Source organism: Shinella sp. (genome assembly GCF_052438155.1).
Lineage (GTDB): Bacteria > Pseudomonadota > Alphaproteobacteria > Rhizobiales > Rhizobiaceae > Shinella.
Map to the genome: position 1 here is coordinate 1 of NZ_JBQVPI010000060.1, position 12,135 is coordinate 12,135.

Below are 12,135 nucleotides of genomic sequence, written 5' to 3' on the forward strand. Positions count from 1 at the left end.
CCGCTCCTGTTCCCAGCCGGGAATCTAGCGCGAAAAACTCCAATCAAAAACGATCCAGTCTTTGGGGATCAGAGCAGCGGCGCCAGACAGCCATCGGCAAAGCCTGCAGCACGATATCCATCGTCTGTCGGCTTTGCATCGACCAGTCAATGATACGGCGGGAATACAGATCGATCACCACGGCCTGATAGGCGAAACCCTCGCAGGTCTGGACGTAGGTGATGTCTGTGCCCCAGGCTTTGTCCGTAGCCTCGACGTCGAATTGTCGGTCGAGCGTCTTGTCGATGGCAACGCGAGGCCTGCCACCATAACTACCGGGACGACATTTGTAGCCGATCTGAGCTTTTATCTCGGCAATTCACGTCAGGCGGCAACCCGGTTCGGCCAGCACGTCTCGCCGTGATCGAGCAGATCATCGTGAAGCTTGCGGTCGCCATAGACTTTACCACTTTCCTCCCAGACCTTCCGGAGCAGATCGATTTGCCACCTGTCTTCGCAGACACGCTTGCTCAATGGCGTCTGGAGCCAAGCGTAGAAGCCGCTGATGGATGCGCAACAGGCGGCCCTTCGCGCGTACCGAAAACCGGCGTTGATGCTGCGCAACGAACGCGTACTTCCCTTTGCATCCTTGGCGAAATGCGCGGTCGCCTTTTTTAGATATCTCGGTCATCTGGATCAGCTCCTTATTGAGCCGCCCGATCTCCTCTGACTGGTCGCTGCCTTGGCACCGGGCGTCGAAGAAAACCTCTTCTTCCCTTCATAGAGAGAATGCTGGCTGACACTCAGCCGCTGCGAAACCTCCGAAACCGGGTAGCCCCGCTCGGTGATCTGGCGCGCAGTGTCACGGTTAAACTCTTCACTGAAATTCGACCTGCTCATGATGCTCTTCTTGCCTCAAATTTAGCACGAAGGCGTCTACATATCTCGGGGCCACTCAATATTAACGTCACCTAAAAAGCCGGATCCTCATATCCGGCTTTCTTTTTGTAAGAATTTTTTGGAAAAACCAGACGTCATTATGGGCAACGGGGATTGCCGGGGGTGAAATTGAGCGGTGGGCAAATTTTGATTACTCCGTACAGGAACTTTCGCCCGTATCCATCCCTTGATAGGTCATGCCGCCTGTTGTTCGACTGTCGTGAGATGCAATGAATCCCGCCGCCAAGTTGCCGACCAACTCCATATCTGCCGCGCCCGGCGCGGATTGCCGCCGGGCGAGCCAGCTCTTTGCCGAGACGCTGGATCCGGTCTTCCGCACGACCATTGCAACACCGGAACGGATTGACGATTTTCGCGCCGAGCTCTCCACCTACTTCATGGGACCGGCGCTGTTTTTCGTCGCCGACATGCTCGGTACTACTTACAGTTTTTCCCGTGACCCTTCCCGCATCGCCCGCAGCGGGCTCGACCTCATCCTCGTGCAGGTGACCCTTGCCGGCAGCGATCTGCGCACCGTCAACGGTGAAACGATACGGGTCGAAGCGGGCGATGTTTCCATCTTCGATCTGACACGGCCCATGCATAGCGAGACGCAGCACTGCCACAACCTGACGCTGGTGCTGCCGCGCCACCTGCTGTTCAGCAAGGATGTGCAGAACGATGGCCTGCACGGTCTGCTTTTCAAGCGATCGACGAGCACCGCCCGGCTGATCGGCAGCCATCTTCGCGCCCTTTTCGAAGACCTTCCGGACATCACGCAGGCCGAGGCGCCGACGATCGTCACCGCCACAGCGAATCTCGTCACGAACCTGGTCGGACCGAAGATAACCGAGCGACAGCAGTCCGGCCCCACCGTGCGCGGCGCCGTCATCATGCAGATCCGCCGCTATATCGAGCAGCATACTGCCATGGCGGATCTCGGCCCGGATCATCTCTGCAAGATGTTCGGCCTGTCGCGTGCCTCGCTGTACCGCCTGTTCGAACCGATTGGCGGCGTGACCGATTACATCCGCACGCGTCGGCTTCGTGCAGCCTTCGACATGCTGACGAACGATCGCAAACGCGGCGTCGGAGAGATCGCCTATGCCTGCGGTTTCGCTGATATTTCCGCGTTCTCGCGCGCCTTCCGCAACCAGTTCGGCATGAGCCCGAGCGAGGTACGCGACATGGGCGATCGCGGCCCCCTCTCCCTTGGCCCGGCCGAAAAACAATCGGCCACCTCCGTGCACGATTGGCTGCGCATCGTCAGCACACTGTAACCATCTTGTCGTTTGACACTTGAAATCACATCAACCAATATGTGATCACATTTGCTGAATGACCTGCTGGAGAACGGGATGGAGAGGGCGAACCTGGAGGCGCGTGCCCACGCGCTTGTCGAGGCGGAATCGGAGATTTTTCGCGCAAAACGGCCGCGCTGCGCCGCAGCCCATGACGAGGCCACATCGGGCTTCTTCGACGGCGTGCCGCAGCATTGGATGCTCGACTGGCCAACCCCCTTTCCCGTCGTGATCGATCAGGCAAGCGGCGCTGAACTCGTCGATATCGACGGCAACCGAATTGTCGACGTCTGCCTCGGCGACACGGGCGCGATGTTCGGCCATGGTCCGGCCCCCGTTCTCGAAGCCCTGAAGAATGCAGGCACACGCGGCCTCACCACCATGCTGCCCTCCTCCGACGCACAGATCGTCGGCCGCCTTCTCGTGGAGCATTTCGGCCTGCCGCGCTGGCAACTCGGCGCCACCGCAAGCGACGCCAACCGTTTTGCCATCCGCGTGGCGCGCGCCGTCACCGGCCGGGCAAAGTTGCTCGTCTTCGACGGCTGCTATCATGGCGCCGTGGATGACACGCTGGTCGATCTCGTCGACGGCAAGACGATTTCGCGCCGCAACCTGCTTGGCCAGGTGCGCGATCTCGGCGAACTGACCGTTTCCATTCCCTTCAACGACGAAGCCGCGCTGGAAAAGGCGCTTGCCGCGCACGACATTGCCTGCGTGCTCGCCGAACCCGTCATGACGAACTGTGGCATGATCCCGCCCGACCCCGGCTTCCACGATGCGCTGCGCCGTCTGACGCGCGAGGCCGGCACGCTGCTTCTCATCGACGAGACGCACACAATCTCCACCGGCCTTGGTGGCTACACGAAGGTGCATGGCCTCGAACCGGACCTCATCGTCATGGGCAAGCCGATCGGCGGTGGCGTTCCGGTCAGTGTCTGGGGCATGACGCAGGCGATTTCGGACAAGTTGCACGTCATCCGGCGCGAACAGAGCGGCCATGGCCATTCCGGCATCGGCACGACGCTTTCCGGCAGTGCGCTGCAACTGGCCTGCCTGCGCGCCTGCCTGGAGCACGTGATGACCGAAGAGGCCTACCGCACCATGCAGTCCCGCGCGGATCGCATCGAGGCGGGGTTCAAGGCTGCAATCGCTGCCGCCGGCCTCGACTGGACGGTTTCACGCGTTGGCGCCCGGCTGGAAGTCGTCTTCTCAGCCGTGCCGGTGCGCAACGCGGCAGAAGCCCGCGCTGCCGCTTCCGACACGATCGAGGCTGCGTTACATCTGTCCATGTTGAACCTCGGCTACCTGCTGACGCCCTTCCACAACATGGTTCTCGTCAGCCCAGCGCTTTCGGAAAAGCAGGCGGATGGTCTTGTCGAGGCCTTCGCCACTGTTCTCGGCCGCCTTGCGGAACGGAGGGCCGCTGCATGAGCCGAGATCTCGCCGCCCGCCCGCCTGAAGCCGCGGATCCTTCCGAAGCGGAGGCCTTTCTTGCCGCCCACCCAGAGATCACAGCCTTCGATCTCGTTCTGATCGACCTCAATGGTATTGCGCGCGGAAAAATCATCCGGCGGCACGAACTGTTGCCGATCTTCCGCTCCGGCCGGCACCTGCCCGGCTCGATCCTCGGCCTCGACGTCACCGGCGAGGATGTCGAGGAAACCGGCCTCGTCTGGTCGGATGGCGATGCCGACCGGCGCGCCTGGCCGATTGCCGGCTCGCTGGTACCCCTGCCCTGGACCTCGCCGCCGCGCGGCGAGTTGCGCCTTGCCCTCTTCGAACTGGACGGCGCGCCGATGGCTGCCGATCCGCGGCACGCCCTTGCCCGTCAGGTCAAGCTGCTTGAAGCCGATGGCTACCATCCCGTGCTCGCCTATGAGCTGGAATTCTACCTGCTCGACCGCGAGCGCACCGCGGACGGTAATTTCCAGCCGCTCCGCCTGCCGCTCTCCGGCGAACGACCGGACGGAATCCAGGTCTACGGCGTCACCGAACTCGACCGGCTGGAGCCCTTCATCGATGCCGTCTATCGCGGTGCCGAGGCGCAGGGCCTGCCCGTCGAAACCATGATATCGGAATATGCCCAGGGCCAGTTCGAGCTGACATTGCGCCATGGCAGCGCGTTGCGTGCCGCCGACGATATCACCATGCTGAAGCGGCTCATACGCAGCCTTGCCGTGCGCCACGGCATGATGGCCTGCTTCATGGCAAAACCGTTTGCCGGCCGTGCCGGTTCCGGCATGCATGTGCATGCCAGCCTTGCCGATGCGGCGGGCAACAACCTCTTCGCCGATCGCGACGAGACGCTGTCGCCCCTCCTGAAACAGGCGGTCGCCGGGCTGCTGGAGACGATGCAGGAGTCCATGCTCGTCTTCGCGCCACACTTCAACTCCTGGCGCCGCTTTTCCGCCCAGAGCTACGCCCCGACCACGCCGACCTGGGGCACCAACAACCGTAGCGTCGCGGTGCGCATTCCGGCCGGCGCCCCGGCCGGCCGTCACCTCGAACAGCGCGCAGCCGGCATCGATTCCAACCCCTATCTCGTCGGCGCCACGGTGCTTGCCGGCATGCGCAAGGGTATTTTGGAGAAAGCCGACCCCGGCCCGGAAACCACGACCTATGCCGAGAGTACAGGCGACGAGTTGCCGCCGGATTGGCGTGGCGCCATCGAAACGGCAACTCGATCCTCCTTCCTCAAGGAGGCACTCGGCGAGAAGCTGCACCACGTCTACCTCGCGCTCAAACGCGCCGAGTATCGACGGTTTGCAAGCGAAGTGACGGCACTCGAACGAACGCTCTACGGCGAAGTCGTCTGATCGGGCGGATGTAATGAAGACATTCTATACTGCCGACCATCACCTGCATCACAGTGGCATGGAGCTTTCCTTCGGCCGCATCGTCGAAACCTTCGAGAAGCCGGAGCGCGCGGAAATCGTGCTTCGGCGGGTGAAGGAGGCCGGGCTCGGTCCGATTGTCGAGCCGACGTCCTATCCGCGCGCCGCAATCGAACGCATCCACACGCCCGACTATCTCGATTTTCTGGAAACCATCTTTACCGAATGGCGCGCCGCCGGCCGCGATGGCGAGGTCTGGCCCTATAGCTGGCGCCACCGATCGATGCCGATGATTAATGCTCCGCCCGCCGGGCTGGACGCACGCCTCTCCTATTACTCCTTCGACATGGCCGGCTCGATCACCAAGACGACATGGCAGGCCGCCAAACGCGCCGCCGATACCGCACTTGCCGGCGCCGATGCCGTGCTGGCGGGCGAAAAAGCCGCCTTCTCGCTCTGCCGCCCACCCGGTCACCATGCCGGTCGTGACTTCTTCGGGGGCTATTGCTACCTCAACAACGCGGCCATCGCGGCCCAGCGCTTCCTCGATAACGGGCACAGCCGTGTCGCGATCTTCGACGTGGACTACCACCACGGCAATGGCACGCAGGAAATCTTCTACGACCGTGACGACGTGCTGCTCGCCAGCCTGCATGGCGACCCGGATTTCGAATTCCCCTTCCACCTCGGTTATGCCCGCGAACGCGGCACCGGCAAGGGCGAAGGTTACAATCTCAACTATCCGCTTCCTGCCGGCACCGCTTGGCCGGAATGGCTTGCAGCCTTCGAAGACGCGCATGCCAGGATCAGCGCCTACGCGCCCAGCGCCCTCATCATCTCGCTCGGCGTCGATACCTTCAAGGACGACCCGATCTCCCAGTTCAAACTGGAGATCGAGCATTTCCTGACGATCGGCCGCCGCATCTCCGACTTCCGCCTGCCGACGCTGTTCGTCATGGAGGGCGGCTATGCGGTCGATGCGCTCGGCGTCAACGCGGTGAATGTCCTGCAGGGTTTCGAAGGCGCCTGACGCGCCTTCAGAGGTCCTTGAGCAGGTTGTTGCGCGACAGGTTCTTCACGTCGCGCTCGCCGCAGAGCGCCATGGTGATGTCGAGTTCCTTGCGGATGATTTCCAGCGTGCGGCGCACGCCGGCCTTGCCGCCCGCGCCGAGGCCATAGAGGAAAGGGCGGCCGATATAGGTGCCCTTGGCGCCATAGCACAGCGCCTTCAGGACGTCCTGGCCGGAGCGAATGCCGCCATCGAGATGGACTTCCATCCTGTCGCCGACCGCATCGACGATGCGCGGCAGCATGCTGATCGAGGAGGCTGCGCCATCGAGCTGGCGGCCACCGTGGTTGGAGACGATGATCGCATCCGCGCCGCTATCGAGCGACATGCGCGCATCTTCCTCGTCGAGAATACCCTTGAGGATGAGCTTGCCTCCCCAGCGGTCGCGGATCCACTCGATATCCTTCCAGGAAAGCTGCGGGTCGAACTGTTCCGACGTCCAGGAAGAGAGTGACGAAAGGTCCCCAACGCCCTTGGCATGGCCGACGATGTTGCCGAAGGTGCGGCGCTTGGTGCCGAGCATATCCATGCACCAGAAGGGCCGTGTCGCCATCTGCCACAGATGCTTCGGGGTGAAGCGCGGCGGGGCGGAAAGACCGTTGCGCAGATCCTTGTGTCGTTGGCCGAGGATTTGCAGGTCGAGCGTCAGCACGAGCGCCGAGCAGCCTGCGGCCTTCGCGCGGTCGATCAGGTTATAGACGAAGTCCTTGTCCTGCATCACATAGAGCTGGAACCAGAAGGGCTTTGAGGTGACGGAGCGCACGTCCTCAATGGAGCAGATGCTCATTGTCGAAAGCGTAAAAGGCACGCCGAACTCCTCCGCTGCCTGGGCGGCGAGCATTTCGCCGTCCGCATGCTGCATGCCGGTGAAGCCGGTGGGGGCAAGCGCCACGGGCATGGAAACCTTCTCGCCGATCATTTCGCTTTCGAGCAACCGGTTGCTCATATCGACGAGCACGCGCTGGCGCAGCTTGATCTTGTGGAAGTCCTCTTCGTTCGCCCGGTAGGTGCCCTCGGTCCACGCGCCCGAATCCGCATATTCGAAGAACATTTTCGGCACGCGGCGGCGGGCCCGCTCCTTGAGGTCCGCGATCGTCAGGTCCTGGCTCACACTCATGCTGTCTGTCCTCGCAACATCCGGCGCCACCGCCGGGGTCTCCGCTCATTCCGGGCAGCAACCTTTTACGAGGCACTTTCGTCGCTCGCAACGGATTCCTCGGCGCAACCGCGGGAAATTCGGTGGCGCCCCGGCTGCCTTGCCTGCTGATGAAGTTCGATCTTCGCCCTTGAAAACCATGCGCCTTTGTCGCGATGGCAGCCGGCTTCACGGAGCTTTTCGGCCGAACTCTTTCCCAAATCCCGTAGATTTCATGCACCCGCATTGAGCGAGAACGCTGCGCACCCTTTTGATTAAATCAAATTGAGTGACTACAAATGCCGAAGCAAAAGGGAGGACGCGTCACTCCTGACGGCCGATATCGAAGGGGATCGAGCAGGTCGCCCGAACCACGTCCGCGATTGCCGCACAAACCAGGGAATTTCAGCTTGGACTATCTCGTCAACCTTTCGCTCCTCACCCCGAACCCGGAGCTCGACGCCAGAATGGCCAAGGCTGGTGTGACGATCCGTCGGCCGTTGGCGCCTGAAGCCCAGCTGGTGGCGGAATGGGTCTCGCAAAGGTTCGGCAAAGGCTGGGCGAGCGAGACGTCCATCGCCCTGACGCGCCAACCGCCCACCTGCTTCATCGCAACGCGCGCAAAACGGCTGGTCGGTTTCGCCTGCCATGAATCGATTGCCCGCGGCTTCTTCGGCCCGACGGGTGTGGACGAGGAAGCGCGGGGTCTCGGCATCGGTCATGCCCTGCTGCTAGCCTCGCTCCTCGATCTCAGGACCATGGGCTACGGCTATGCCATCATCGGCGATGTCGGCCCTTCGGCCTTCTACGAAAAAACGGTCGGCGCCATGCCGATCCCCAACTCCGCGCCCGGCGTCTATGCCGGAATGCTCGACGTTCAGTGACCCCAGGCCAGAGATTACCATGCCTTTGCAGAACCGATCCGCCTTTGAGCTCGAAACCGCGTGGACGCCGGCGACGGATGACCGGGCGATGGCCTATACGCTGCGCCTGAAGAACAATTCTGGAGCGACACTTCGCGATTTTCGGCTGTGCGTCAGCGGCCCCGGGCGGGTCGACCCGACGACGGATGTCGAGGGCGGCGCAGTCGGCATGCGGCTTTCCAACTTCACGGAACTGCTGCCGCCCGATGGTTTCGAGCTGGAATCGGGCGAAAGCTGGACCATCACCGTGCATGGGCTGAGCTGGGCGTTTAAGCACTGGACGGATGGCGCGCGAAGCGCCTACCTTGCCTTCCGCGACGGCCGCACGCTCGCCGTCGCGACAGCCCCCACCCGACTCACGGGCGGCAATGCGCCGCTCAAGCGCGGGGTAGAGTTCTATCCGGTCCCGGCGGCTCCTCCGGCGCCGGTTTCCATCATCCCCTGGCCGAACCACGTTTCGGTCTCCGGCCGTCGCTCCGTCCCAGCCGGCTTTACGCTTGTCGCAGCGGGCACGGAGGCGGAGGAAGCGGCCCAGGCGTTCACCACTTTGACCGAGGCCCTCTTCGCCGTCGAAGGCATCGTCCGCCCCGTTTCGGAAGGCGGCCTTCCGGTTCATCTTCAGCTGAAGGGCGGCCTCGCACCGGAAGCCTATGAGATCGCCTTCTCTCCCGCCTCTGTCTCCATTTCCGCCTCAACGCGCAGCGGGCTCTTCTACGGCCTCGTCACGCTCGGGCAGATCTGGCGCGGTGCGCGGCATTTTCCAGATGCCTACAACTTCCCGAGCGAAGGACAGATTTCCGACGCGCCATCCATGGCCTGGCGCGGCCTCCATCTCGACGTCGCGCGCCAGTTTTACGGCGAGGCCGAGATCCGCAAATTGCTGGCCATTCTCGCCTGGAACAAGCTTAACCGTTTCCACTGGCATCTCTCCGATGACGAGGCCTGGCGTGTGGAGATCGACGCCTATCCCGCCCTCACCGAGATCGGCGCCTGGCGCGGCGCGGGCCTTGCCATCCCGCCCCTTCTTGGGACAGGGCCGGAGAAGAGCGGCGGCTATTACACCAAGGCCGTCATTCGCGGAATCGTCACCCACGCCAAAACCTTCGGCATCGAGATCGTGCCGGAGATCGATGTGCCCGGCCATTGTTTTGCCATGCAGCAGGCCATTCCCGGACTGCGCGACCCGCAGGAGAAAGGCAGCTACTATTCCGTCCAGGGCTTCCCGGACAATTGCCTCAACCCGGTCCGGGAAGAGACCTATACGGTGCTGGAGACGATCTTCAAGGAACTGATCGAACTCTTTCCCTTCAGGACGATCCATGTCGGTGCCGACGAGGTGCCGATCGGCGCCTGGTCCGGCTCTCCGCAGGCGCTTGCGAAACTGCGTGACATCCACGGCGATGCGGTGGCGCAGGCCCATGCCCGCCGGCTGAACGTGATCACCAACACGCACGGCGCCGACGCCATCGACGGCTCGGGTGCTGCCGTGCTGCAGGCGATCTTCCTCGAGCGCGTGCAGAAATTCCTCGCCTCGCAAGGCTGCGTGACCGGCGGTTGGGAAGAGGCGGCGCACGGCAACGTCATCGAAAAGGAAAAAGCCTATCTTTGCGGCTGGCGCGACATGCAGGTTTCCGCGGCGCTCGCCGGCGAAGGCTATTCCATGGTCGTTTGCCCCGGCCAGGCCTACTACCTCGACATGGCCAATAGCCCAGACTGGGACGAGCCGGGTGCAAGCTGGGCAGGCTGGTCGGCGCCCGAGATGACCTACGCCTTCGACCCCATCGCGGGGTGGAGCGACACACAGAGGGCGAATCTGCGGGGCGTCCAGGCCTGCATCTGGTCGGAGCCGATGACCGACCGCGCCGTGTTCGATCGCCTCGTCTTCCCGCGGCTTTCGGCTGTCGCCGAGACGGGCTGGACGAAGAAGGAGCGGAAATCCTGGGATCGCTTCAAGGCATCGGCCGGGCTCATGCCCGTGCTCTACGGTTATCCCCTGGCCTAGCGCCGGACATCGATTTGTAGCCGACGCCGGGCAAGCCGGCATCGGCCGGGGGGCAACTACAAAGCAGCTGTTCCGTTCGCGAGATACGGCATGACTTCGAGCGCCCCGCGATAGATCATGTCGAGCGAGACATAGAGAATGATCGCGAGGCCCACATAGGCGATCCAGCGGTGCTGCGTGAGCAGGCGTGCGATAAGGTTTGCAGCAATGCCCATCAGGGCGATGGACAGTGCGAGGCCGATAACAAGGACGCTCGGATGTTCGCGCGCCGCGCCGGCAACGGCAAGAACATTGTCGAGCGACATGGAGACGTCGGCGACGACGATCTGCGTTGCCGCCTGGAAGAATGTCTTCCGCGAGGCGCCTTCGGCGAGGGCAGCGTCGTCATCACCATGAGCGGTGCGCAGTTCACGCCACATTTTCCAGCACACCCAGAGCAGCAACAGACCGCCCGCCAGCAAAAGACCAATGATCGCCAGCAGGTGAACCGCAACCGTCGCAAAGGCAATGCGGAGGATAGTGGCCGCCAGAATGCCGACGAGGATAGCCTTCTTGCGTTGCTCAGGCGGAAGGCCTGCGGCTGCAAGGCCAATGACCACGGCGTTGTCGCCGGCAAGAACGAGGTCAATAGCGATGACCTGCAGAAGCGCCGTCAAGCCGGCCGCCGTTAGAATTTCCATTTTTCTCCCCATCTGGTCTTAGCGAGCCGCTGGCGGCCAACAGGCACGTTTGTCACGGATGGAGCTCGCGCATCAGTCCGGCACCGCGAGACTGCAAACCTCCGCGATAGCCGCCGTCACGAGCGATCCAGCCACCCGGAAGCCTTCACGGATTTACACGCGCATTTCAACAAAATTTGATCGGGCGTGAACGTTTATGCAGCGCTCTATGCGGCCACCGCATTCGACGTTTCCGCTTAGGCCCCTGCCACGATCCGCATCAGCCTAAGCCGCAATACCTCGCAGGAGGCGATTGCCGACATGGGAGCCAAGGCGGTGGTCTCGGCAAACGCTATAAAAGTGTTTAGTCCCGGCATTTAATGGATCGGATCGATGATGAATCGATCCGGCTCCAAAGTCCACTGCTTGCAGAAGAACTCGTAGGGTGTGAGGCCCTTGAGGGTCTTCAATCTTCGCCCGAAATTGTAGGCGTCGATGAAGTCGGCAAGATGCTTTTTTAGTTGTGCGTGATGACCTTGCCCCGTTGAAATAATCCATTTTGAAGTAAGCTCTGGCCCATTGAAAGGATCAGGGAATGAAGCGGAACCGCTTCACGGATGAACAGATCATCGGCATTCTGAAGGAGCACGAGGCGGGTAGGGCACTGCCGCGATCAGATTGTGCAAGAACTGGGCAGCATTCATCTTGCCGGCTTTGGCATAGAGCTCAGCGACCGCGAACTTGGATGTTCGGTCAATCGCCACAAAGAGATAGAGCTTGCCCTCGGCCGTCTGCGCCTCAGCAATATCGACGTGAAAGTAGCCGATCGGATAATTTTCGAACTTCTTCTTCGGCTCCATGTCGCCTCCAACCTCTGAATAGCCCCGAGATTTGTAGACGTCTTCCTTCCTAAATTTGAGGTAGGAGGCGGATATGGGCAAAGCTAATTTCAGCGACGATTTTAAGCGTGACGCGGTGCGTCAGATCACTGAGCAGGGCTATCCGGTTTTGGAAGTTTCGCAGCGGCTGGGTGTCAACCAGCATTCTCTCTATGAGTGGAAGAAGAAGTTTTCTTCGGCATCCGGCGACCAAGACAACGACCAGTCTGAGGAGATCAGGCGGCTCAAAAAGGAGCTGGCACGCCTCACTGAGGAACGCGATACATTAAAAAAGCCACCGCGTATTTCGCCAGGGGTGCAAAGTGAAGTACGCGTTCGTTGCCCAGCATCAACAGCGGTTTTCGGTGCGAATGATGTGCCGCCTGTTCCGCATCCATCCCGGCGGGTTTTATGCT

Annotated in this window: 8 protein-coding genes and 3 pseudogenes; 7 read left to right on the plus strand and 4 right to left on the minus strand. The window is 61.8% G+C overall.

Features of this window, described 5'->3' with window-relative positions:
- Positions 1-76: 76 nt before the first annotated feature.
- Positions 77-879: pseudogene (locus ACT6VE_RS33555) on the minus strand (IS3 family transposase); the annotation flags it as partial.
- Positions 880-1,148: 269 nt separating this feature from the next.
- On the opposite strand from ACT6VE_RS33555, the gene ACT6VE_RS33560 reads away from it, so the two are divergent.
- From ACT6VE_RS33560 to ACT6VE_RS33575, 4 genes are all read left to right on the plus strand, one after another.
- Positions 1,149-2,198, plus strand: a complete 1,050-nt coding sequence (locus ACT6VE_RS33560) for a helix-turn-helix domain-containing protein (RefSeq protein WP_444802510.1) — start codon at positions 1,149-1,151, stop codon at positions 2,196-2,198.
- 78 nt (positions 2,199-2,276) lie between these two features.
- Complete coding sequence (locus ACT6VE_RS33565; RefSeq protein WP_444802511.1) at positions 2,277-3,650, plus strand: transaminase; 1,374 nt, start codon at positions 2,277-2,279, stop codon at positions 3,648-3,650.
- Positions 3,647-5,035 carry a glutamine synthetase family protein gene (locus tag ACT6VE_RS33570; protein WP_444802512.1) on the plus strand — a complete coding sequence of 463 codons (1,389 nt, stop codon included), beginning with the start codon at positions 3,647-3,649 and terminating at the stop codon, positions 5,033-5,035. Before ACT6VE_RS33565 ends, ACT6VE_RS33570 begins: the two co-directional genes overlap by 4 nt.
- 13 nt (positions 5,036-5,048) lie before the next feature.
- On the plus strand, positions 5,049-6,083 hold the full coding sequence (locus ACT6VE_RS33575; protein ID WP_444802513.1) for a histone deacetylase family protein: 1,035 nt from the start codon (positions 5,049-5,051) through the stop codon (positions 6,081-6,083).
- Between the two features lie 7 nt (positions 6,084-6,090).
- Here the strand turns inward: ACT6VE_RS33575 and ACT6VE_RS33580 are convergent, their stop codons facing one another.
- Positions 6,091-7,233: an alpha-hydroxy acid oxidase gene (locus ACT6VE_RS33580; RefSeq protein WP_444802516.1), complete on the minus strand. Its 1,143-nt coding sequence runs from the start codon at positions 7,231-7,233 to the stop codon at positions 6,091-6,093.
- A 434-nt stretch (positions 7,234-7,667) separates the two neighbouring features.
- On the opposite strand from ACT6VE_RS33580, the gene ACT6VE_RS33585 reads away from it, so the two are divergent.
- Together ACT6VE_RS33585 and ACT6VE_RS33590 are read left to right on the plus strand one after the other, a co-directional pair.
- Positions 7,668-8,141, plus strand: coding sequence for a GNAT family N-acetyltransferase (locus ACT6VE_RS33585; protein ID WP_444802514.1), 474 nt, complete (start codon positions 7,668-7,670; stop codon positions 8,139-8,141).
- A gap of 13 nt (positions 8,142-8,154) precedes the next feature.
- Positions 8,155-10,182, plus strand: coding sequence for a beta-N-acetylhexosaminidase (locus ACT6VE_RS33590; RefSeq protein ID WP_444802517.1), 2,028 nt, complete (start codon positions 8,155-8,157; stop codon positions 10,180-10,182).
- Between the two features lie 56 nt (positions 10,183-10,238).
- Here the strand turns inward: ACT6VE_RS33590 and ACT6VE_RS33595 are convergent, their stop codons facing one another.
- Positions 10,239-10,862 (minus strand): TerC family protein, encoded by a 624-nt coding sequence (locus ACT6VE_RS33595; RefSeq protein WP_444802515.1) that lies wholly within the window; start codon positions 10,860-10,862, stop codon positions 10,239-10,241.
- 356 nt (positions 10,863-11,218) lie between these two features.
- Positions 11,219-11,683 (minus strand): annotated as a pseudogene (locus ACT6VE_RS33600) (IS481 family transposase); the annotation flags it as partial.
- 91 nt (positions 11,684-11,774) lie between these two features.
- Here ACT6VE_RS33600 and ACT6VE_RS33605 point away from each other — a divergent pair.
- Positions 11,775-12,135: pseudogene (locus ACT6VE_RS33605) on the plus strand (transposase); the annotation flags it as partial.